We start from the raw sequence: 24,215 nt of genomic DNA, 5'->3' as shown, positions 1-24,215 counted from the left end.
CCTTTTCTACTTGTCTTCTTTCAAATTCAAGTATAAGAAATTCAGGTGTTTTTTTCTTGCTTCAGGTGGCTAAACTAATTTTACAATTTGCCATTATAAATCAATAGAAATATCTTGATTTTACTAGCGTTGTCCGGAAATTGCTATTTCCACTCTTCTATTTCACTAGTTTTTTATTTAAAGATATTTTCTCTTTTATCTTTGACCAAGTATTTGGGTTCATTTTCGTCAGAAGGACGGTATCAATCTCGCAATGTCAAAATTCTTCACGCTGGTTGACCACCTAAGAACGTTGTTTGATAGACAAACCAAAAGGCCGCTTAGGTTGAGTTGACCGTAGTTTCTTCAACTTTTTGTAATGAGGATAGAGTAAATCATGAGTTTTTACATCGAGACACCCCGCTTCAATCCAGTTATACAGCGTTCGTAAATAGACAGGATGGGAAAGCTTGTGAGAAGACTTCAAGTGATAGTTTCTCTCGGACGACTTTTGAAATCAGAGCATTCAAAACCTTTGTGAATTTTGAGGGACGTCCACAATGCCTCCGACGTGTGTCATAGGAAGCTTGCGCCACCTCTGCAGAATACTTTGTCTTGGTCTTCAATTGAACCCGTCCCCACTTGAGTTCATGATGAATCGTTTGTGGTGCCTTACATAAAAGTCGTGCAATCTGGTTGCCACTTCGGGGTTTCCTATTGTGCCAGCGTTCAATCAGTGTTAAATGTTTGCCTTTTGTATTAGAATAATTTTGCATCTGAATTCTTTTCTACTTTATTTTTCCAAATTCAAGTATAAAGGTTTCGGGTGTATTTTTCTTTCTTCAGGTGGCTAACTTAATATTACAATTTGCCTATGCAAATTGCAATTTTAATTTAGCCACCATTAAACATCTGGAATAGTGTTTGATAATTGAACATTTTTCTCGCGTAATGATTCATCCAAGTCTTAATTTTAGGCTGCACATCATCAATATTTGATAACACTATTACAGATTACTTTGCAAAAAGCGACCCCCTTGTTGCATCTGAAACCTGAAACCAAAGAGTTACACTAACCCTGTCTATTGTCTGCAAAACTGTCTGGATTTATTCCAAAAATTAAGCAAAAACCTTTCACTGCTTTATTCCTAAACCTGAATAAGCATATTCAATCTTTATACACCGATTCATTACGATTTGATTACGATCAGCTGCCCGTAAGATTTTTTCAGCCTCTTCTGATTGAAGTCCTTGTTGCGCCCAAAAAACATCTGCATCAGTAAGAATAAATTCACGTGCCACGTCTGCCAAAAATTCAGAACGACGGAAAATATCAACAATATCAATGTGGAACGGAATATCAAGAATTGAACCATAAACTTTTTCTCCTAAAAGTTCTCCTCCTGCTAATTTTGGATTCACAGGAATGATTCGATACCCCGCATTTTGAATTGCCTTTGTTACCATATTTGAAGAAGTTTCTTCTCGATCAGACAAGCCAACAACGGCTACAACCTTGGCTTTTTTTAAGTAATTAAAAATTATTTCTTGATCAGAGTTTTTAAATTCATATTCTGTATTAGTCATAGCTTAATTATAACACTCAACGAATTTAAAATGCATCAAATCAGTCAATAGTCTTAGTTATGTTAAACTTTTACTTGGTAAAATAAAATTATAGAAATGAACATTAAAGGAGATCAATCATGTTCTTATTAATTGTATTAATTGTCTTAGCAGCCATATTTGTTCGTGGCGCATTTCGTATTATTCTTCCAATTCTACTCAGCTTGCTTTTGCTTAGAATGTTCATCGGTGCTGTCTTCTGGTTACTTAGTCCTCAATTCTTGATTCCTGCATTGATTCTTGCTGTTGGAATTTGGATTGGCAAGCTTATCTCTGATCGACGCCGTCGGTCAAATCAAAAATATTGGCGTTGATTGAGTTACTGTTAATGCTTAATCCAAAAAATTATACTTTCAGCAAAAAATGTTGTTTCTCAGTAAAAGCTATGCTTTCTAATTAAAAAGACAAGATTAAGTTCTTGTCTTTTTAATTAGAATGGTTAATAGATTTTGAATTGAACCACAGTGCCTCTTTTATTTTATAATTTAATTGTCAGTCAAATCAATAATTTCTTGGTAGATTTACGAGAAATCTTTGCTCTAATTGTTCCTAATTAAAGTTAGATTTTACGAAAAGCAGTCCTGTTAGCAGATATAATCACCCTACTTTGGGAGTTTGAAGTTTAAATTATAGAAATTATTGTGCATTAATGCTGAAAGGCAAGGAAACCTAATTATTATACCCTTGAACTTTTCTTTTAAATGGCACAGACTTTCCATTAGTATTTACACACAGTAAATTGATTACTTCTAAGCCATACATACATATCATTTGGAATTTCTTTTTTCAAACACAAAATAGTTTTTTATCAACACAAAAGACCACTAAATTTTTAAATTAAAAATTTAAATTCTGTAATACACAGCTTTAATTTATTTTTACGAAATTAAAAACCACTCCATATTGGGAGTGGTAATCATCATTTTATAAAGACTCAGAGGTAGTATTTGGACTACTTTCAGATTTATCTTGACTCCCGGAGTTTTCTTCTGATGATTTAGGAAGTTCAGAGTCCTCTATAGCTTCAATTTTTGAAACTTCAGAAGAGTTTAAATCAGAAACTGAATTAAGAATATCTGAACCAGTTTTCGTGTCTTCTTGTTCCTTTTCAGGCATCTTTCCATTCTTGAATAGAGACATAATTTGCTCTGCATTCAAGGTTTCATATTTCATCAAAGCTTCAGCAATATTCTTGTGTTGCTCACGATGAGATTCAATGGCTTCTTTCGCACGGTCGTATGCTTCTGAAAGAATACGACGTACTTCATCATCAATCATGACAGCAGTTGCTTCAGAATAACTCTTAGTTTGACCATAATCACGGCCGATGAAGACCTGGTGGTCACCCTCATAAGAAACCATACCGAGTTTCTCTGACATACCATATTCAGCTACCATGGCCCGTGCAATATGTGTAGCTTTTTCAATATCATTTGAAGCGCCTGGCGTAGCGACACCAAAGACAATTTCTTCACCGAGACGTCCACCCATGAGAGATGCAAGTTGGTCTTTCAAGTGGAAGTTAGTTGGTTGCATTACTTCTTCGTCTGGAAGAGCAAGCATGTAACCACCAATACGTCCACGAGGAACAACAGTTACCTTACGAACAGTAGAACCATTTTCAAGTACAATCCCGACAATCGCATGTCCCGCTTCATGGTAAGCCACAATTTCGCGCTCACGAATTGACTGCATACGGTCTTTTTTAGCTGGACCAGCCATGGCACGGTCCATACCTTCATCTACATCAGAAGCATCAATAGCCTTTTTATTTTGGCGAGCTGCAACAAGCGCAGCTTCATTTAGAACATTTTCCAAATCTGCACCAACATATCCTGGAGTTTGTTGAGCTACAATCTTCAAGTCAACGTCTGGTGCTAATTTCTTATTACGAGCATGAACACGAAGTACAGCTTCACGTCCCTTAACATCTGGTGCTCCAACTAAAACCTTACGATCGAAACGACCTGGTCGGAGCAAAGCTGGATCAAGTACGTCGGAACGGTTAGTGGCTGCAATAACTATGACATTTTCCCCGGTATCTTGGAAACCATCCATCTCAACAAGTAGTTGATTCAGAGTTTGTTCACGTTCATCATTTCCACCTCCCATGCCAGCCCCACGTTGGCGACCAACAGCATCAATCTCGTCAATAAATAGGATGGCTGGAGAATTCTTTTTAGCATTTTCAAATAAATCACGCACACGTGAAGCACCAACACCGACAAACATCTCTACAAAGTCAGAGCCAGAAATGCTGTAAAAGGGTACGCCTGCTTCACCCGCAACTGCCTTGGCAAGTAGAGTTTTACCTGTACCCGGAGGGCCTTCGAGGAGAACTCCAGCTGGAATACGCGCTCCAAGATCGTGGTACTTCTTAGGATTCTTCAAGAAGTCGACTACCTCGACGAGTTCTGCCTTTTCTTCTTCCTCACCAGCGACATCCTCAAAGCGAACTTTTGAAGTCTTACCATCTTGCTGTTTCGCACGTGATTTACCAAATGACATTGGATTGTTGGCACCACCACCGCGGCCTCCAAGAGCTCCAGACATCATAAAGTACATGAAAGCAAGTAATGCAATAATCGGTAGCCATGAACCAAGTAAAGTCACCCAAATACTATCTGTTGGTGTTTGTTCAACGGACACAGTCACATCATTCTTGTCAGCCAAATTTTGCAAGTCAGTGATATTCTTGTCTGTTGGAATGATATAACTCGTGAAGCCTGTGACTTTTGTTGACTGACCAGACAAGAGAGGAAAAGCACTAGTTGTTGAGCTATCAGTCTTTGCCTTTTTATATTCACCTGAGACTTTGACGACTCCATTTACAGGTTGAAACGTTAACTTAGTTAAATCACCATTTTTTATATTAGTTGCGATCGCTGAATAATCAATTGTCTTAGTGGTTGAATTATTACCACCCATAAATATATTAATTCCTACAACAATCACGATAAAGGCAATAATCCACAAGAACGCATTCTTGATGAATCCATTATTATTATTTGGTTTTTTATTAGGGTTCTGCATAACTTCCTATTCTTACTTCTATTCTAATTTAGCAATTATATCAAAATTTTGATGATTAAGCCATTTCATCGCCTTTAAGTATATGAGAAATCACCTTATATTCGCTAAGACTTTAGTCTGAAATTGACCTTAATTGACCTTTAATAACTTTATTTTAACAAAAAGATACCTAAAAGTCGCAAATAATTTACAAAAAAATCAGAATGACGAATTTGATAAATATTCCCTTAAATTTTATCAAATAACCTTAAATCTGCCAAAAAATCTTTTGTGTAAACAAAAAGACGGCCAAAGCCGTCTTAGAAATTTAAACTTTTTATTTGTTGGTTAAAGCTGCAAGTCCTGGAAGTACTTTACCTTCAAGAAGTTCCATAGAAGCACCACCACCAGTTGAGATCCATGAGAATTTCTCAGCATAACCAAGATTGATGGCTGCAGCAGCTGAGTCGCCACCACCAATAATTGATTTAACGCCTGGTTGTTTAACTATTGCTTCCATCAAACCAATTGTACCAGCTTGGAAGTCAGGATTTTCGAAAACACCAACTGGACCATTCCAAACGACTGTTTTCGCATTTTTAAGTTGTACTGAGTAATCAGCAATTGTTTTAGAACCCACATCTAGTCCCATGAAGCCTTCTGGAATATCTTCCCCCTCTGTCTCTATGACTTCAGTGTAACCTGCAAAGGCATTTGCTACTTTGTGATCAATTGGGAGAATGAGCTTTCCATCAGCTTTAGCAAGTAATTCTTTAGCAAGTGTAAGCTTGTCATCTTCAACGAGTGAAGTTCCAATTTCAAAGCCTTGAGACTTCAAGAAGGTGTAGGCCATACCACCACCAATAATAACTTTATCAGCTTTAGCAAGAAGATTTTCAATAACACCAATCTTGTCTGACACTTTTGAACCACCAAGAATCGCAACGAATGGTCGTTCTGGACTTTCAACCGCTTCTTGAATATAAGCAATTTCGTTTTCAAGAAGAAAACCTGCTACAGCATATTCAACATTTGCGGAAACACCTACATTTGAAGCATGAGCACGGTGTGCTGTTCCAAAAGCATCATTTACGAATATTCCATCACCAAGTGATGCCCAATATTTACCAAGTTCTGGATCGTTCTTAGATTCTTTCTTGCCATCAATATCTTCGAAACGGGTGTTTTCAAAGACCAAGATTTCACCATCTTTAAGTTCATTTACGGCCGCTTCAAGCGCTGCGCCACGAGTTTCTGGAATAAATTTAACGTCTTGTCCAAGCTTTTCAGCTAGTGTAGCTGCAACTGGAGCCAAAGACTTACCAACTTTATCAGCTTCTTCTTTTACACGGCCAAGGTGAGAGAAAAGAATGGCACGTCCTCCTTGTTCGAGGATATATTTTATTGTCGGCAATGCTGCGGTGATACGGTTATCATTAGTTATAACGCCGTCTTTGATTGGAACATTGAAATCAACTCGAACGAGAACTTTTTTTCCCTTTAATTCAACGTCTTTTACGGTAAGTTTTGCCATAATTGGATGTTTCTCCTTTTTATATCGTCCTCCTCAACTTTCAAAATTTGGGTTATAAGTCCAAAATAAAAAGAGAATCGTAACGTTTTATTTTTGTTAAGTAAATTATATCACAAAAAATTTTGAAGACTTTTTTGAAAATGCTTACGTTAGGAGACTTTTATCATTTTTCAAATCATTAAGGATTCATTAATTTTATGTGATAGAATATTCAAAATGGAGGTTAAACCTATATGTTATCTTGGATTTTTCGCTTAATAAAAGGAATGATTATCGCTCTTGGGTTTATTTTACCAGGAGTATCTGGTGGTGTTTTAGCTGCTATACTTGGGATTTATGAACGGCTGTTATCTTTTCTTGCTCATATAGGTCAAGATTTTAAAATCAATTTTTTCTTTTTCTTGCCTGTGGGTCTCGGGGGAATCTTAGGACTTATTTTGTTTTCAGCCCCCCTCGAGTTCTTACTTTCAAACTTTCAGGTAACCGTACTTTGGGGATTCGCGGGTGCAATTTTTGGCTCACTCCCCGCTTTATTTAAAGAGGGAAAATTGTTTTCCAACAATCCCCGTTTAAAAGGTCCTACTGAATACACGTGGCTTATAGCAACATTCTTTATCTCACTTTTCTTACTTTATTTTTTTCCCGCGGTGGGTTTAAAAGCGCCAGCAAATTTTTGGGGTTTTATCTTTGCGGGAATATTGATTGCTCTTGGGGCACTCGTTCCTGGTCTTTCACCTTCAAATTTACTTTTAATTCTGGGACTTTTCAGTCCCATGCTAAAAGGTTTTCAGAATCGAGATATTTTTGGTGTTTTTTTGCCTATTTCTATTGGATTAGTTCTTACCCTTTTAGCTTTTTCAAGATTGATGGAAACAGTGCTCAATAACTACCATAAACAAGTTTATCAACTTATCATTGGTCTTGTCCTATCAAGTACTTTTCTCATCTTAATTCCAACAAAATCTTCGGAATCAATTTCCTATGATGCAGTTCAAATTTTCACTATCATGTTAACAGCATTTTTCTTTGTGGTCGGTCTAGGCTTAGGATTCTGGATGACCTTACTCGAAAAAAAATACAAATAATAACATTTACTTTCCACAACACGGGAAAGTCTATGCATGATGTTTTGATTAACATAATCCTCAGATGATCTTTCAATCCATGAGTCATCGAGGAAGTTGCCATTATTATTATCATGATGAATTCATTATTAAAACACCAACCGAATAAAAAATTTTTTAATTAGCTTTCTCAGCAAAGAATAGCTGTTAAAAATAGTATACTAACAAAACTGCTCAAGCCTCATTGTTGGTTGAGCAGTTTTCTAGTTTTATGGGTGCATTAACATCAAGAGTGAAACTTTAGGGTAAACACATAAAAATTGTGGCTCTTTATAAAAACTTGTATAAATTATAGATACAGACTCTCATTTACTTAACGTGTACCATTTTTTCCCCGTAATTAATTCGTTTCTTTGCTGTTGCTAACATCAAACGAATACGATTAAGTTGGTTAACGGCAGAGACGCCTGGATCATAATCAATTGGTGCCAAATTTGCTCCAGGATACTGACGACGTAATTCCTTAAGCATTCCTTTACCAACGATATGATTGGGCAAGCAACCAAAGGGTTGAAGACAGACAATATTCATCACACCTTTTTGCAATAGTTCAATCATTTCTCCTGTCAAGAACCAGCCTTCACCTGTATGATTACCGATTGAAATTATATCTTCAGTATTCGCGGCAATTTCATAAATTGACTCAATCCCATCAAAGTGCTTAGAAGCACGAAGCTTTTTATCCATTGGTTTTTCAAGCATATTGATAATACCCAGAATGGTCTTGGCAATGATCTTATTTTTCTTGGCAAAGCCAATCTCATCTGTTTCCCATATTTGGTTATAAAGACTATAGTTCATAAAGCCAATCAAATCAAGGACTACAGCCTCTGCTCCTTCCTCCTCTAGGATTCCAACAATATCATTGTTGGCAGTCTTTGAGTATTTAACCAAAATTTCTCCTACCACACCTACACGTGGTTTCCTTAAAGCCTCATCAAGAGCTATTTCATCAAATTCCTTGATAATTTGCTTCATATTTTTGTTAAATTCAAAAAATGATGCTGACTTTACGTTATGGCCAGCGATTTTTAACCACTTCTCGTGCAAAGCATTAACAGAGCCCTTTTCAATCTCATATGGCCTAGTTCGATAAACCACACGTTCAAAGAGATCCCCATAAAGGATTGCAATCATAAAGCGAGTTAACATTGGAGCAGTAAACTTGAATCCTTCTGTCTTTTCGGTTCCTTTATTTCCTAATGACAACGAAATAACTGGAACTTGGGGGAAACCTGCATCAACCAAGGCTTTCCGAAGTAAAGGAATGTAGTTTGTCGCGCGACACCCACCACCTGTTTGAGTCATCATTACAGAGGTATTGTTCACATCATATTCACCTGATTGAAGAGCTTCTAGAAGTTGACCAATTGTTATAATTGCTGGATAACAAGAATCATTATTGACAAATTGTAAGCCACGATTAACAGAATTTTGTGTTTCTGGAAGTACCACAACATTGTAACCTGATTGCTGAAAAGCAATCTCTATCAAATTCCCTTGATGAATTGGAGACAGCATTGGCATGAGTAGCGTATGCTTTTTTCGCATTTCCTTCGTGAAAGTTGGACTAGCCTCAATAATTTCTTCGAAATTTTTTTCGGAAGTGCTTAATATTCCATGCTTTCTTCGTTCAGACACAGCTGCCTTGAGGGACCTGAGCCGAATACGAACGGCTCCCATGTTTGAACCTTCGTCAATTTTCAGCACTGTGTAAAGTTTGTTGTGGCTGCGCATTATTTCTTCAACCTGATCTGTAGTTACAGCATCAAGCCCACAGCCAAAACTGTTAAGCTGAACAAGCTCAAGATTTTTATTCTTACAGACAACTTGTGCAGCAGCATATAACCTTGAATGGTAAACCCATTGATTCACAACACGTAAACCTTTTACATCTTCCAATTGAGAGATTGAATCTTCTGTTAATACATGGAAACCTTCTTGCATAATGATATCTGCAATACCATGATTAATTTCTGGGTCCAAATGATATGGGCGTCCTGCTAAAACAATTGCTTTTTCATTATTAAGGCTAATTTGCATCAAAAGATCTTCAGCCTTGTCACGTATGTCCTGCTTAAAAGCCTCCATTTCTTCAAAACCATGCATCACAGCTTTCTGCACGTCTTTTATGGCAATATCTGTGAATCCTGCACTGAGTAACGATTGATAAACATTTTTTACAACTATTTCCGGATTTGCTAGATTAATAAAAGGATGCAAATAACTCACTTTGCCCTCACGAATTTCATCGATGTTATTGCGAATGACCTCTGGATAAGACTGAACGATTGGGCAATTATAATGATTTTGAGCCTTTGCCTGTTCCTCTTGCTCATAAAGAACAGAAGGATAAAAGATTGTTGGGATTTCTTGCTTAATCAGTGCCATAATATGTCCATGGGTTATCTTTGCAGGGTAACAAACCGTATCCGAAGGGATAGTCTCAATTCCTCCTTCAAAAAGATCCTTATCCGAACGTGGACTAAGCACAACGCGAAATCCGAGATCTGACAACATGGTATGCCAAAGAGGGTAGTTTTCGTACATATTCAACACGCGGGGAATCCCAATCTCGCCATGCTCCGGATTCATCTTCTTTTTTGATAAAGAATGATAGTGAAAGAGCTTTTTGTACTTATAATCTACTAAGTTGACTTTCTTGTTGTGTTTGGAAATTTTAATTTTGGTTGCCTTTTCTTGCCCTCGCTCACATCGATTACCTGTTACAAACTTTGAACCATCTGGAAATACAGTCAGTGTCATCTTACAGTTGTTTTCGCATAAACCACAAACCATAAACTCCTTGGTTGTCTCAAACTTTAGCAAGTCAGCCATTTTCAAAATACTTGACTTTTCATTAGCAATTGCATTATTCATTGAGATTAAAGCACAACCATAAGCTCCCATCAGTCCTGAAATGCTTGGTCGAATAACTTCACGGCCAGAAATTATTTCAAAAGCGCGAAGTACAGCCTCATTGTAGAAAGTACCACCTTGAACAACGATTTTTTCTCCTAATTCTTCAGGACGTTTTACCTTAATAACTTTATAAAGGGCATTTTTTATAACAGAATAAGACAAACCAGCAGAGATATCGCCAACCGTTGCCCCTTCTTTTTGAACTTGTTTTACTTTTGAGTTCATAAAAACCGTACAACGCGAACCAAGATTGACAGGATACTTTGCTAATAGAGCAATTTTGGAAAAATCTTTCACATCATACTTTAAAGATTCCGCAAAAGTTTCAATGAATGAGCCACAACCTGAACTACAAGCTTCATTAAGCTGAATACTTGAAAGAGCTCCATCTCGAACACGCATAGCTTTCATGTCTTGACCACCAATATCCAAAATAAAGTCAACACCCGGATTAAAATAATCTGCAGCCCTATAGTGAGCCATTGTTTCTACTTCCCCATTGTCAACTTTCAGTCCTGCCTTAATTAAATGTTCACCATAGCCTGTTACGGTTGATTTAGCAATATAAACATCAGTTGGCAATTTTTGATAGATATCAATTAGAACAGTAATAACCGATTCTAGTGGCTCACCATTATTGCTACCATAATATTCATAAAGAATATTTCCATCATCATCAATTAGAACCAATTTTGTTGTCGTTGAGCCTGCATCGATTCCCAAATAAGCTGCACCATGATGCTCTGATAAGGACTTATAACTTGCTTTTGCCTGAGCATGGCGATTACGAAAAGTTTGAAGCTCCTCTTCAGACTCAAAAAGGCAATCCATCGTATCTTTTGGAATTAAACTCTCAGAATTGTCCTTTTTCAGACTATGAATCAGTTCATCTGCTGTTTTGATTCTCGTTTCGTCTGCTAATGCGGCACCCATTGCCACAAAAAGTTGTGGGTTTTCTGGAAAGATCACATCTTCCTCAGAAAGATTTAGAGTTTCTATGAAGCGTTTACGCAACTCTGACATGAAATAAAGGGGACCACCTAAAAATGCCACCTTGCCTTTAATCTTTCGACCAGAGGCTAGACCTGCAATTGTTTGATTAACAACTGCCTGAAAGATTGAAGCCGCTATATCCTCGCGTCGTACACCTTCGTTCAATAAAGGCTGTACATCAGTTTTGGCGAATACACCACATCGAGAGGCAATAGGATATATCTTATGATAATCCCTAGCTAGTTTATTGACTCCACCAGCATCTACCTTAAGCAGAGCTGCCATTTGGTCAATAAATGCACCCGTTCCCCCGGCACATGTTCCGTTCATTCGAAGTTCTTGTGTACCTGCATCAAAGAAGGTCATTTTTGCATCTTCGCCACCTAGCTCGATCATAACATCCGTTTGGGGAATAAACTTTTCAATTGTAATTGCAGAAGCAATAACCTCCTGAATAAAAGGAACATCTATGACTTCAGCCAACCCCATACCACCCGAACCTGTAATCGCAAGCTCAAGACTAATTTTTCCTTGCTCTTCTTCTAATTCTTTTAAGACCTTAATCGTAGCCGCCTTAACATCTGAAAAATGACGTTCATAACGACTAAAAATAAGGTTGTAATTATCGTCAAAAACGACAAGCTTGACCGTGGTTGATCCCACATCAATACCTGCTTTATATGTAGTCATGAATACTAAACCTCCAAGTTTAGGGCCAGTCGCACCGAGTTAAGGAACCATACCAACTCTTCATTTCTAAAAGCCGTGTAACAATAACAGGCTGTTGTTTATCTAATACAATGTCATTTTAACACTAAAATTTTTAAGAAGCAATTGTCAAAATGCCCGTCTTTATTGGTTATACAACGTTTTTTATCTATCTGTTGTTTATGGCAAATATCTTTGACATCCAGTTTAGCTGAAATAAAATAGAACATATTTTATAATGTATTACAACACTTTTTAAATAGTTGTTGTATAAACTACAAAGAATAACTAAGGATTTACTTTGGGAAAAGAAAATAAATTATCCCTCAGTCAACAGCTAAATGTTCTTCGAGCTGGTGTACTGGGTGCCAATGACGGTATCGTATCTGTTGCTGGTGTTGTAATTGGTGTGGCTGCGGCACACGGAAGCCATAGCGCCATATTAATTGCCGGGCTTGCTGCTATCTTGGCTGGCGCCTTCTCCATGGCCGGAGGTGAGTACGTTTCTGTCTCTACCCAAGCTGATACAGAAAAAGCAGCTATCAAAACTCAAAAAGAGGCCTTGGAAAATGATTTTGAAAACGAAAGAAGAGCTGTCGTAAACTATTATCTTGAAAAAGGTATCATCAAAGAAACTGCTGAAGAAATTGCTAATGAGTTAATGGAGTCAAGTCCACTCAAAACTACAATTGAAATTAAATACAACCTTGAGGAAGGGGAATACACAAACCCTTGGCATGCAGCAATTTCAAGTTTTATTGCCTTTGCAATTGGTTCGCTTCTTCCCTTTATTACAATGGCTTTTATTCCAGCCAATTACCGTATCATTGGGACTATCATTGCGGTTACTATTACCCTATTTTTAACAGGATACATATCTGCATATCTTGGTTCTGCTCGAAAAGGGCCTGCTATCCTCAGAAATGTATTAGTTGGTTTTTTAACAATGGGGGTCACCTATGGTATCGGATTATTGTTGCATGTTAATTAAGGGGGGAAAATGGAGAAAAAAGCAGTTGATTTACGTGTTAGACGCACAAAAAAAATAATTATTCAGTCTTTTATCAGTCTCTTGCGAAAAAAGAAATTCGAAAAAATTTCTATTCAGGAAATCGCCGACAATGCTATGATTAATCGCGCAACTTTCTACGCGCATTACTCTGATAAACAAGCATTGTATGACAGCTTAATTGACGAATTTTTAGAAAAATTTACAAAAGTTCTAGATGATGGCACACTAGTCGAAGGCGCTAATGTTTATGTCAACGAGATTGAAGGTATTCTGACTCGTTTCTACGATTTCATTCGTGAAAATCCCGAAGTCGCTCAAGTTATTATTGATAAATCACAAGATGAAGCCTTTACTCGTCGTTTCTACGAAATCATCTCTGAGCGTTATATCGAACTCTTTGAGAAACTTGAAGTGAGAGAAAAGGAGGTTGTAATCCCGATAGAGTTCGTGATTTCTTATATTACCGCTATTCTGGTTGGAACCTTAAAATGGTGGATCTCAAAAAATAGCCAAAATATGAGTTCTGACGATTATGCTCACCTGATTATTAAGCTGATATCTAACGGACATCTAACCGTTCTTGGGGTAAACATTGATCGACTTACAAAAATATAAACTCTCAGTAAAATTAGGACAAACAAAAGGAATCGCTATTTTGAGTGATTCCTTTTGTTAATTCTATTAAAGTTTGATCAATTTGAAATAATAATTTTTAATAATTCTTGATTATCATGAGCTATAAAATCAGACTTCTCCGCACGAAGGTTTTCCTCACTGTGACTTCCCCAAGTTACTGAGCAAGTTTTTACAGATGCCGCCTTTCCCATTTGCGAATCAAAGATTGCATCTCCAATCATAATAGACTCATCTCTGACAAGCTCGTATTTCTTGATAAGTAAATCAAGACTTTCAGGATTTGGCTTATATTTTTCCACCATGTCCGATCCAACTACATCATCAAAAAATAAAGCAATTCCCAAAGTATCTAGATTTCTAAGTAATGATTCGCTATGCTTACTAGAAACAACAAAGAGTTTGTAACCCTTTGTTTTAAGGCTTTCTAGCATTTCCATAGCATTTGGAAAAAGTGTTAAATAATTCTTTTCACTTTCCTTATAAAGCCAGCGAAATTCATTTAATAACGCCTGCAATTCTTCAGCTAAAAGTTCACGATCAGCCATTTCTATGAATGATTGCTCAATTGGGATCCCCATATAATAAGCAATCTGTTCAAAACTTGGTACAGTCAAATCAAAGTGAGCAAAAGCTTCTTGTGTTGCAAAATTTCCAAGTTCCTTGGAATCACCTAAAGTTCCATCAAAATCAAAAAAAATATTTTTTAAAGTCACAAATTCTCTAATTTCCACTCCAATTTTGGAGAAATTTTACCAGTTATTTGGTAACTGGTCTCAGTCTCAACTACATTATCCAAAAGGGAAATTTTCTTCAATTCCGGAAGTAAGTAAGACTTATCATAGGGAAGTTCTATCTCAAACCTAACAAAAATTTTATTTAATTCTTGTAAAATTGCTTGTCGGAAAACCATTGGTCCCTGCTCTGACTTGATAGATAATTCAAGAGCTGGTGTCAACGTATAACCAAAATCAGCTGGCGCAAGGTCCATTTTATTATAAACAACGAGCTGAGGAATTTTATCCATCCCTAATTCAGATAATAAATGTAGAACCGTCTGCTCATGTGCTTCATGATTAGGATTACTTGCATCAATGACATGAACCAATAAATCCACGTTAGCAGACTCTTCAAGTGTTGACTTAAAGGCCTTGATCAACTCTGTAGGTAAATCTTGGATAAATCCAACTGTATCCGTTAGTGCTACTGAAAAATCATCTTTCACTTTGATCAACTTTGTTGTTGCATCAAGTGTTGCAAAAAGCTCATTTTTCTCGTATTGTTGTTGTCTCTCATTAACAAGGGCATTAAGAATTGAAGATTTTCCAGCATTGGTATAGCCAACCAAACCAACTTTGAAAACACCTGACTCAAGCCTTCTTTTACGAGCTAAGTCCCTTGACTTCTCAATTTTCTGAAGCTTTCGATCAATGTCTTCAATGCGTTCTTCAATATGCCTGCGGTCTAACTCAAGTCTCGATTCACCTGGTCCCTTCGAGCCAATTCCCCCAGCTTGACGTGACAAAGCAACCCCACGACCGGCTAAACGTGGTTTCATATAACTCAACTGAGCTTGTTCAACTTGTAACATACCTTCCTGAGAACGGGCTCGTAAAGCAAAGATATCCAAAATCAGTTGCATTCGATCAATAACTTTAACTCCTAATTCATCTTCCAGGGCAACATTTTGCCTTGGTGATAAACGACTGTTGAAAATCACAGTATCAATCTCACGACTATCCACAGTCATAGCAATTTCTTCAAGCTTACCCGTCCCAACATAAGTTCGGGCGTTCGGCTTGTCTAGTTTTTGGACAGCAACCCCAACCACTTCTACTCCTGCAGTTTTTGCCAATGATGCAAGTTCTTCAAAAGTGGAAACGAAGTTTGCTGCATTTTCATACGTTTCAAGGCCTACCAGTAAAACTCGTTCTGCCTTATTTTCTATTTTTATCAAATTTTTCCCTGAAATCTATATTTATAATTAAATTTTTTATTAATTGACACTATTTTAACACACTGCCCGTCCTAACCTTTAAGAATTTTTAAAGATAAGGGAGTTGTTGAAATTTCAACCTCTCCTCCCAGAGGGAAAGTAAAAATCGGTTGAGTGTGTCCAAAGTCAACATCATAGATTACAGGAATTTTTTTTAATACAGGGAATTTTTCTAAAATGAAAAATAAAATATCTTCGGACATTTTGGTTACACTTGGAAAACGGCCTATAACAAGTCCTTTTAAGTCTGAATTTATTTGCAAGACCTGGGTAAGTTGACGATCAAAATTTAAAATATCATCTTCTTCCGCATTTTCTATAAAAACAATAGGGTTATTCACCTTAATAAAAAACTCTGTCCCTGCTTGTAAAAAGTAAGTACCTAAGTTTCCGCCAGTTATGACTCCTTTTGCAAATCCTTCACTGTAAACCTTCCATTTATTTTTCATAGTGTATCGTGGTTGAGTCAAATCATACCAAGGGTCACTTGTCCAAAGATTATTAGCCTCCAAATCATAAGTTTCTTCAGTTAAAGATTTCAGCCATTCACTAGTCTGAAAATCTTGAAGTTCATCCATTTTAAACGATGAGTATGCAGGTCCATAGTAAGTTACAAGCCCAGTTTTTGCAAAAATCGCATTGTGTAAGCTTGTGGTATCTGAATAGCCAATAAAGGCTTTAGGGTTCTTCCGAACTAACTCCCAATCTATATACGGAATAAGTTCATTACAGTTATATCCTCCAATTGTCGTTAGTATAGCTTTAACCTTCTTATCTGCAAACGCAGTATGAAAATCAGAGACTCGTGAAGCAATGCTGGCTGAGCTGAGCATATCATCTTCTAATATATGAGCACCAAAAGTAACTCTAAATCCTAATGCTTCTATCCTCTCCTTAGCAATGGGATTTTCTTCAAATCCACCAGCTCGTACGATGGATGAACTCGGGGAAATCACACGAATTTCGTCCCCTTGCTGTAACTTTGTTGGATAAACTTTCTTCATATTACTTTTATGCCTCCCCCATTTTCAAAAATTATAACAAAGGGAGAGAAAAAAAGCTTGAATTAATCAAGCCTTTCTATATTTACTTATAATCAAATTTTTGTTAAATCAGAGCACTTCTTGTTAGCACGTCCACACCAGCGGGTGCCCATACTGCAACTGTTGCTTTACCAGACACGCTAATCCAACCTAAGCCTGATATAACAAGATCAGTTTTTCCTTTAACATTAAACTCATGACGATCCAGATTTTTTGACACGCTTGGTTTCAATAATTCACCCGCATGTTTTTGATAAAAGTCATCTGCTCCTTGAGACTTCGTTCTGTGAATTTCTAACTCATTATCAAAATAAGTTGTGAAACCTTGCTTAGCTCCTGAAACAAAATCAAATCGAGCCAATCCACCTAAGAAAAGAGTTTGATCCGAATTGAGCTGCCAAGTTTTAGGTTTAATTTCTTTCTTCGGGGAAACCAACTTCAAATCTTCTGTATTCAGATAATGGGCCATCTGACCTTTATGAATAATTCCTGGTGTATCAATTAAAATTGAATCATCATTCAAGGGAATTTCAATCTGATCAAGGGTTGTCCCAGGGAAACGACTGGTTGTAACCAAATCGCTGATCCCAGTTTCATATTTAATAATGGCATTTGTCAAAGTTGACTTTCCTACGTTTGTCACACCGACAATATAAACATCTCGATTTTTCTTGTGTGTTGCTACAAGCTCAAGAAGCTCATAAACATCATATTCATGACGAGCGGACATTACCAAAACGGCCTTCGTTTTCAGTCCCATTGATCGCACTTGCGTTTCCACCCATTTGGTCAATTTATTGGGATTGAGCGAACGAGGTAAGACATCGAGCTTATTTGCAACGAGAATCACATCATTTTTCCCAATATATTGTGTCAGGTTTGGAATCATTGAGCCATTTAGGTCAAAAATATCCACAACATTGATAATCAGCGCATTCTTCTTACCAATTTCCACAATCATCTTTTGGAAATCTTCATCAGTCAAGCTGGCAGGTGCAATTTCATTATAATTACGCAAGCGGAAACAGCGTTGGCAATAAACAGCTTCATTTTCAGACTTCTTATCCAATGCTGCCTGTGGGAGATAACCCAACGCCTCGGGATTTTTTGTTTGTATAATTGTACCGCAGCCGATACACCGTAGTTCTTCATGATTTTCCATGCTTCTATTATATCATAGACATTTTCAACATTGCAAGATTATTGTTGAAATTTTCAGACTACTTAAGTTTTCACACTTTTTAGACCTAGAAAAATTAAGAACTCCAAAAATACTGACGGAGTCTTAATTATTAATCTTGGTCTTATATAGCGTTTCCCCATATTTTGCTTCGATTCTCTTTGTTCTGCGGCGCTCTCGCCAACGATTGAACTGCGTCTGCCAATGATCTGACTCTATCAAAGGTTTCACAAGGACACTACGAATACCAGCACGATGAGCCGCACGGATATCTGTCATTCGTTGATCTCCAACTAAAATAGTATTGTCAGTTGTACCATTAAAGCGCCTCATAGCTTCTTTTATTCCTTTTGCAAAGGGCTTCATTGAGTCATAAACAAAGTCGATATTAAAAGGTGCAACAGCACGTGCAACGCGTTTTTGATGATTATTTGAAACGACACACACTTCAATGCCATCTCTTTTCATTTCTTCAAGCCAAGTCCTCATCTCAACCGTTCCATCAGGATTATTCCAGGCCGTCAAAGTATTGTCAAGATCTGCTAATACTAAAGTAATTCCCAGTTTCTCAAGTGTCTTCGTATCAAGCTGATAGATAGCTTCAAGATAAAAATCTGGGATATAATTTTCGATTTCCATTTTCAATATTATATCAGAAAATTACATGATTAATGAATTATGAACAAGCTAACAAAGACTTCTAGCCACTTGAACTCTTGGCTTAATTTTACTTATGATAAGTACTCCCTCGATTAATCATATTTACCCTATATATTTGTTCTGCCAAAACAAGTCGCATCAGTTGATGAGGAAGTGTCATTCTGCCAAAATTTAATTTTAAATCTGCTCGATTCTGAACTTCATCGGACAATCCTAACGATCCCCCTATCAGAAAAGTGATGTTAGATGCACCATAGGTAACCCATTCGTTCATCTTCTCCAATAAGCTCTCACTTGTGAGAGGCATTCCATCTAAAGTCAAGGCAATCACTTTTTCATCATTTTTGATTATGGATAAGACTTTTTTACCTTCACGATTTTTTATGGCCAAAATTTCTTTATCCGAAGGGTTTTCCGGAATTCTCTCATCTATCAATTCAATAATTTCAAGTCCACCAAAGGCTTGCATACGTTTTTTATATTCTTCTATTCCTGCTCGGAGATAGGCTTCCTTTAACTTTCCGAGCGCAATTATTTTGCATTTCATGAAATCATTCTATCATAACCTCTTTTTATTTTATCCACTGAAAAAATGAAAATCATATGAAAGTTTTGTGAAAGCTTGATTCCTCCACATTTTTACAAAATTATACACATATCTGTGAAATACAAATATACTTTCCACAATTTTCTTCTACTTTTCCACAGAAAAAAGTGGAAAACTAGAAGCTTGCACTGCTAGAGCCTTTAAGCTATTATTAAGTTGCTATTCTTAAAATATGCTTATATTAAAAAAATGAAATGGAGAGACTATGGCAAAAAGTTCATGGGTCAAATATTTTTTATCCAGTGTTGCTGGTGGTGTAATTGCCCTTTCTGGAGGTGTTGCCTATCAGCAAATCCAAGGTGGCTTGATAAATAACTCATCAACTGGAACTTCAAAGGTAATAACAACTGCAACTCAGGTAACAACCGATTCAACAACAGCGATTGCAAAAATTCAAAACGCCGTTGTTTCTGTTTTGAATTACCAAACACCAAGTACAAGCTCTAATTCAAATAGCATTTATGATCAGTTTTTTGGTAGTAGCAATACTAATAATAATAGTAATAGTAATTCAGATACGACAACCCCTCAACTAACAAGTGAAGGCTCTGGTGTAATTTACAAAAAAGATGGAAATGACGCTTATCTTGTGACAAATTACCACGTTGTCAGTGGTTCTAACCAGCTTAAAGTGCAGCTTTCAAATGGAATTACAGTTGCAGCTACTTTGGTCGGAACTGATCCTACCAAAGATTTGGCTGTCATAAAAATTTCTTCAGCTGATGTAACAACTGTGGCTTCATTTGCTGATTCCTCAAAATTAACAGTTGGTGAACCAGCAATTGCCATTGGTTCACCAAATGGTGTCCAATTTGCTAATTCTGCCACTGAAGGTATTGTCTCGGCCGTAAACCGTTCTGTTGTTTACAACCCAAGTGAAGACAACACTAGCAATGTCACTTCAAACATTAATGCAATACAAACTGATGCTGCCATTAACCCTGGTAACTCAGGTGGTCCTTTAGTTAATATAAAAGGACAGATCATTGGTATTAATTCAAGCAAATTGGCAACCACTAGCGATGGAACTACAGCACTTGAAGGAATGGGATTTTCTATTCCTTCAAACGATGTTGTTAATGTACTAAATAAGATTGAAAATAATAAAAAAACTGTTGCACTTGGAATCTCTATGCAAGACCTTACTGATTTAGACACAACAACGCTTGGTAAACTTAATCTCCCTTCAACGGTTGTGAATGGTGTCTATGTGGCTCAAGTCACTGATGGCTTTCCTGCTACCTTAGCGGGCATAAAAGCTGGTGATGTAATTACTCAAATTGACAACACATCAATTTCAACTGGTGCGGCCCTATCTTCGCAATTGCTCAACTACAATGTCGGTGACACAGCAAAAATTACCCTCTATCGTGATGGTAAAGCTCAGACTGTGAGTGTTCATTTTACTAAGGATTCAAGCCAATTGAAAGCAACAAATTAAAATTCGATTGAACAGGGAAAAGGCCAAGTGCCTTTTTTATTCTGTTTGGTACTTCTTTCCAAATATTCCTGATTGAAATTTGACAAACGTAAGCCACTTTTATATGGTAAAATAAAGGGTATGACTTCAAATAAGAAATCAAAAATCACCATTAATATGATGTCCTCTGCTGACAAAATCGCTGGGCAAGGTGTTGGTTCCGCTTACCGTGAGCTTATTCGTCTCTTAAGAACCTATAATAGTGAGACTCTTGATTTAACTATTAACAAGATTTTTGCTAAAGCGGATATTACCCACTATCATACTGTAGATTTTCTCTTCTACTTGCAGAGCTTTTTGAGTAAAAAACATATTGGACGCCGAATAGGTTATGTTCACTTTTTACCAGAGACTTTAGATGGGTCCATTATGTTGCCACTCCCGCTCTTCTGGATTTTTAAGGCCTATGTTAAATCCTTCTACCGTCGAATGGATCAACTTGTTGTTGTGAACCCAGATTTCAAACAAAAACTGATCGATATTGGGATGGAACCTGAACGTGTGAGCTATATCCCAAACTTTGTTGCTAAAGAGCAATTTTACGAAATTCCTATCGACGAGAAGCCAGTGATTCGTAAGAAATACAATATTCCAGACAATCGCTTCTTAGTTGTTGGTACTGGTCAAATTCAATATCGCAAAGGTATTGATGATTTTGTTGCTCTTGCTAAGCGTAATCCAGATATAACTTTTCTCTGGGCAGGAGGTTTCTCCTTTGGCCGTATCACAGGAAATTATAAACACTACAAGGAACTTGTTAATAATCATCCTCAAAATTGTATTTTTACAGGTATTGTCAGCCGTGACGAAATTCGTAGCCTTTGTAACATTGCTGATCTCTTCTTACTTCCAAGTTATGACGAACTTTTTCCTATGTCAATCTTAGAGGCTGCTAGTTGTGGAGCACCAATAATGCTACGTGACCTAGATCTATATCACAACATCTTATCTGAAAAATATATTCCCTGTCAAGATATTGAAGAGATGGACGCCCAGCTAAAAAAGGTGTCAAAAGATCGCTCACTTCTAAAACACTTCAAAGAAATGTCAAAAGATGTGGCCGCTACTTATTCGGAAGAAAGTTTAACAAAGATTTGGGAAGACTTTTACAAAGAACAAGCAGAGTTAGTCAAGTATTAGGTCCGAACCCTAGTTAGAATAATCTGGAGGATTCAACTCTTTATGAAAATTGGTATTTTTTCAGACACCTATTTCCCTCAAATTTCTGGTGTTTCAACCTCAATAAAAACATTGCGAGATGAATTGATTCGTCTTGGTAATACAGTTTATATTTTTACGACCACAGATCCAAATTCAGATGAAATTCAGGATCAAGCTGAAAACATTATCCGGCTTCGTTCAGTTCCATTTGTATCCATGGAAGAACGTCGCATCGTGATGGTTGGCTTACCAACTGCTTTATCAATCGCAAGTAAATACAAGCTTGATATCGTTCACACCCAGACAGAGTTTGGAGTAGGAATTCTCGGAAAAGTTGTAGCTAATCGCTTAAAAATTCCAGTAATTCATACACTCCATACCAAGTATGAGGACTATCTTCATTACATTGCTAATGGTAAATTGATTCATCCGAGTGCTGTTAAATATGTCATTCGTACCTTTCTCCTAGGAACAGAAGGAATTATATGTCCTTCAGAAATGACCGAACAAGCCATTATAGATTATGGTGTAAAGATTCCCTTGCGTGTTATTGCAACTGGTATAGAGTTAAAGAAATTTACACGTCCTGATATCAGCAAAGTTGATTCAGAAAAGCTTCGTGAGGAGTTGGGAATTCAAACAGGTGAGACCATGCTTCTGAGCCTCTGTCGTCTTTCACAAGAAAAGAATATTCAAGCGGTTCTAAGGGCTCTGCCTGAAATCCAACAAAATACTAAAGTCAAACTTATTATTGTTGGTGATGGCCCCTATCGTCATGATCTAGAAGCCATTGTCAATGAAAAACAGCTAGAAAATATTGTAAAGTTTGTTGGTCCCATTCCAAATGAGGAAGTTGTTTTTTATTACAAGGCCGCTGACTTTTTCATCTCTGCTTCTACTTCTGAAACTCAAGGTCTTACCTTTACAGAGTCTATTGCTTCAGGAACGCCCGTGATTGCTTGGGAGAATCCTTATTTAAAACGAATTGTCAATAATGATATGTTTGGTTACTTGTTCGAGAATGAACACGAGATTGCTTCAATCACATTGAAAGCAATTAAACAAAATGTTCCATTTGATTCTGCAACCTTTGATAGAAAGCTTTACGAAATTTCTTCTGAAAACTTTGGACGTAAGGTAGCTGACTTCTATGACTGGATGATTACTAATTACATTCCTCCAATGGAACATATGACAAACAGTATGTTGCTGTTCGGAATAGGTACCGTAGGAAACATGAAGATTGTTAGAAACCAAGTCACTGATGTTATTAGCGACCAGACCAAAAAAATCTATGAAACAGGTCATTCCTTGATTTCAAAAGTCTCAAAAGCCTCGAAATATGTTAAAATTAAAGCGAATAAAAGTTCAGATTCCCTAAATCAGTCTCATTCATTAAATGATGAGGAGACTGATTTAAATAAGGAGGATTAACTAGAATTTGAAAATTATACTCGATATTTCAAAGATTCTAAATAAAAGAAAAGGATTATAATCATGAAATCACATTTGGCTACAATTCTTGACCGTCTACTCAAGTTGGTTGAAGAAAATAACGCAAAAGCAACTTATAACTTCGAACGTGAAGGCGAAGTTCAACTCACTGTTAGTTTCGATCCAGAAGCACAAGCTTTCAGTGTAAAATATCCTAAGCAAAAACAACCTGTCGAGTTTGATAGCATTGATCTTGTTGCGATTGAAGCATACGAATTAGTTTTCGATGAAGAATAATGAAAAAGCCAAACGGCTTTTTTTATTTACCCCCAAAATAAATTTTGTTAACTTCTTTTGTGTAATTTCCCTCTGAATCATAAACAATTAAGGGAGATAAGAATTTCTCGCCTCCCGATTTACCATCTTTTATGGCATCAATTAATAACAAATTCGCCTCGGCCCCAGCTTTAGGGTAAACAAACTGAATCGCTTTTGGCTGTAGTTTATATGCACGTAAAGTATCTATAACTTCCATAAAGCGTTCTGGTCTATGAACCAAGGCAAAGTGACCCGATGGTTTCAAAGTTTTCTGTACAATTGAACAGATACTTTCAAAGTTGGTCATGACCTCGTGCCTCGCGATAGTCAGGGCATCCTTATCATTTAGAATCTTCTGATCTGTTACTTTAAAGTAGGGTGGATTACAAAATATTAAATCAACTGATGAGGGAACAATGTGTTTTAGAGTATTTTTTAAATCGTCACAGACCACTCGTACTTGATCCTCCAGATTGTTCAACTTAACTGATCGATCTGCCATATCAGCTAAACGTTCTTGAAGCTCTACCTCAATTATCTGCGCCTTAGTATTTGAACTAGCCAGCAATCCAACTGCTCCATTTCCAGCACAGAGATCCAGAATGAGCCTATCTGCTCGCTTGGGAAGCCTAGGAAAGTGTGAAAGAAGGACGGCATCCATCCCGAAAGAAAAGACCTCTGGGCTTTGAATTATTTCGACCCCGTTTTCAACAACTGTATCCACTCGTTCGCCAGCTTTTAAAACTATTTTTGTCATCTTCACATTATATCATGACAGTTGTGTGCTATAATT

At 37.0% G+C, this 24,215-nt stretch carries 20 protein-coding genes; 8 read left to right on the top strand and 12 right to left on the bottom strand.

The genetic code is table 11. From position 1 onward, the window contains the following. Window positions 1-413: 413 nt before the first annotated feature. The gene (locus HNQ37_RS03510; protein ID WP_183539366.1) at window positions 414-755 is read right to left on the bottom strand and encodes a helix-turn-helix domain-containing protein; all 342 of its coding nucleotides are present in this window, start codon (window positions 753-755) and stop codon (window positions 414-416) included. Window positions 756-1,113: 358 nt separating this feature from the next. Continuing rightward, window positions 1,114-1,566 carry a CoA-binding protein gene (locus HNQ37_RS03505; RefSeq protein WP_183539364.1) on the bottom strand — a complete coding sequence of 151 codons (453 nt, stop codon included), beginning with the start codon at window positions 1,564-1,566 and terminating at the stop codon, window positions 1,114-1,116. A 119-nt stretch (window positions 1,567-1,685) separates the two neighbouring features. Between HNQ37_RS03505 and HNQ37_RS03500 the strand changes: the two genes are divergently transcribed. Continuing rightward, window positions 1,686-1,919 (top strand): hypothetical protein, encoded by a 234-nt coding sequence (locus HNQ37_RS03500; RefSeq protein WP_183539362.1) that lies wholly within the window; start codon window positions 1,686-1,688, stop codon window positions 1,917-1,919. Between the two features lie 610 nt (window positions 1,920-2,529). On the opposite strand, the gene ftsH is transcribed toward HNQ37_RS03500, so the two are convergent. Together ftsH and HNQ37_RS03490 are read right to left on the bottom strand one after the other, a co-directional pair. Further along, window positions 2,530-4,638, bottom strand: coding sequence for an ATP-dependent zinc metalloprotease FtsH (gene ftsH / locus HNQ37_RS03495; protein WP_183539360.1), 2,109 nt, complete (start codon window positions 4,636-4,638; stop codon window positions 2,530-2,532). A 316-nt stretch (window positions 4,639-4,954) separates the two neighbouring features. After that, entirely contained in the window at window positions 4,955-6,151 is a 1,197-nt protein-coding gene (locus HNQ37_RS03490) for a phosphoglycerate kinase (protein ID WP_183539358.1), read from the bottom strand. A gap of 233 nt (window positions 6,152-6,384) precedes the next feature. Between HNQ37_RS03490 and HNQ37_RS03485 the strand changes: the two genes are divergently transcribed. Beyond that, on the top strand, window positions 6,385-7,236 hold the full coding sequence (locus HNQ37_RS03485; RefSeq protein WP_183539356.1) for a DUF368 domain-containing protein: 852 nt from the start codon (window positions 6,385-6,387) through the stop codon (window positions 7,234-7,236). Window positions 7,237-7,584: 348 nt separating this feature from the next. Here HNQ37_RS03485 and HNQ37_RS03480 read toward each other — a convergent pair whose 3' ends face one another. Next, entirely contained in the window at window positions 7,585-11,880 is a 4,296-nt protein-coding gene (locus HNQ37_RS03480) for a 2-hydroxyacyl-CoA dehydratase (protein ID WP_183539354.1), read from the bottom strand. A gap of 319 nt (window positions 11,881-12,199) precedes the next feature. Here HNQ37_RS03480 and HNQ37_RS03475 point away from each other — a divergent pair, with 319 nt between their 5' ends. Both HNQ37_RS03475 and HNQ37_RS03470 read left to right on the top strand, forming a co-directional pair. Beyond that, entirely contained in the window at window positions 12,200-12,889 is a 690-nt protein-coding gene (locus HNQ37_RS03475; protein ID WP_183539351.1) for a VIT1/CCC1 transporter family protein, read from the top strand. A gap of 9 nt (window positions 12,890-12,898) precedes the next feature. Beyond that, window positions 12,899-13,525, top strand: coding sequence for a TetR/AcrR family transcriptional regulator (locus HNQ37_RS03470; RefSeq protein ID WP_183539349.1), 627 nt, complete (start codon window positions 12,899-12,901; stop codon window positions 13,523-13,525). A 77-nt stretch (window positions 13,526-13,602) separates the two neighbouring features. Here HNQ37_RS03470 and HNQ37_RS03465 read toward each other — a convergent pair whose 3' ends face one another. The 6 genes from HNQ37_RS03465 to rlmH form a co-directional block, all read right to left on the bottom strand. Further along, window positions 13,603-14,259 (bottom strand): HAD-IA family hydrolase, encoded by a 657-nt coding sequence (locus tag HNQ37_RS03465; protein ID WP_183539348.1) that lies wholly within the window; start codon window positions 14,257-14,259, stop codon window positions 13,603-13,605. Further along, on the bottom strand, window positions 14,256-15,500 hold the full coding sequence (hflX, locus tag HNQ37_RS03460) for a GTPase HflX (RefSeq protein ID WP_183539346.1): 1,245 nt from the start codon (window positions 15,498-15,500) through the stop codon (window positions 14,256-14,258). Before hflX ends, HNQ37_RS03465 begins: the two co-directional genes overlap by 4 nt. Window positions 15,501-15,571: 71 nt before the next feature. Continuing rightward, entirely contained in the window at window positions 15,572-16,543 is a 972-nt protein-coding gene (locus tag HNQ37_RS03455; RefSeq protein ID WP_183539344.1) for a S66 family peptidase, read from the bottom strand. A 103-nt stretch (window positions 16,544-16,646) separates the two neighbouring features. Then, on the bottom strand, window positions 16,647-17,744 hold the full coding sequence (gene yqeH / locus HNQ37_RS03450) for a ribosome biogenesis GTPase YqeH (RefSeq protein ID WP_183539342.1): 1,098 nt from the start codon (window positions 17,742-17,744) through the stop codon (window positions 16,647-16,649). Between the two features lie 123 nt (window positions 17,745-17,867). Beyond that, on the bottom strand, window positions 17,868-18,401 hold the full coding sequence (locus HNQ37_RS03445; protein WP_183539341.1) for a YqeG family HAD IIIA-type phosphatase: 534 nt from the start codon (window positions 18,399-18,401) through the stop codon (window positions 17,868-17,870). Window positions 18,402-18,489: 88 nt separating this feature from the next. Then, on the bottom strand, window positions 18,490-18,969 hold the full coding sequence (gene rlmH, locus HNQ37_RS03440) for a 23S rRNA (pseudouridine(1915)-N(3))-methyltransferase RlmH (RefSeq protein WP_183539340.1): 480 nt from the start codon (window positions 18,967-18,969) through the stop codon (window positions 18,490-18,492). Window positions 18,970-19,234: 265 nt separating this feature from the next. Here rlmH and HNQ37_RS03435 point away from each other — a divergent pair, with 265 nt between their 5' ends. The 4 genes from HNQ37_RS03435 (at window position 19,235) to HNQ37_RS03420 (ending at window position 23,401) form a co-directional block, all read left to right on the top strand. After that, window positions 19,235-20,470 carry a S1C family serine protease gene (locus HNQ37_RS03435; RefSeq protein ID WP_183539339.1) on the top strand — a complete coding sequence of 412 codons (1,236 nt, stop codon included), beginning with the start codon at window positions 19,235-19,237 and terminating at the stop codon, window positions 20,468-20,470. A gap of 120 nt (window positions 20,471-20,590) precedes the next feature. Further along, window positions 20,591-21,649, top strand: coding sequence for a glycosyltransferase family 4 protein (locus HNQ37_RS03430; protein WP_183539338.1), 1,059 nt, complete (start codon window positions 20,591-20,593; stop codon window positions 21,647-21,649). A 42-nt stretch (window positions 21,650-21,691) separates the two neighbouring features. Continuing rightward, window positions 21,692-23,104 (top strand): glycosyltransferase family 4 protein, encoded by a 1,413-nt coding sequence (locus tag HNQ37_RS03425; RefSeq protein WP_183539337.1) that lies wholly within the window; start codon window positions 21,692-21,694, stop codon window positions 23,102-23,104. A gap of 63 nt (window positions 23,105-23,167) precedes the next feature. Beyond that, window positions 23,168-23,401: a DUF1797 family protein gene (locus HNQ37_RS03420; RefSeq protein ID WP_183539336.1), complete on the top strand. Its 234-nt coding sequence runs from the start codon at window positions 23,168-23,170 to the stop codon at window positions 23,399-23,401. A gap of 22 nt (window positions 23,402-23,423) precedes the next feature. Here the strand turns inward: HNQ37_RS03420 and HNQ37_RS03415 are convergent, their stop codons facing one another. Further along, a complete protein-coding gene (locus HNQ37_RS03415) occupies window positions 23,424-24,179 on the bottom strand; it encodes a tRNA1(Val) (adenine(37)-N6)-methyltransferase (RefSeq protein WP_183539334.1) in 756 nt (251 codons plus the stop codon). Window positions 24,180-24,215: the final 36 nt, after the last annotated feature.

The organism is Lactovum miscens (assembly GCF_014202895.1).
Taxonomy (GTDB): domain Bacteria; phylum Bacillota; class Bacilli; order Lactobacillales; family Streptococcaceae; genus Lactovum; species Lactovum miscens.
Note: the sequence above shows the minus strand (reverse complement) of the source record. Positions and strands in the feature narration are given on the sequence as shown.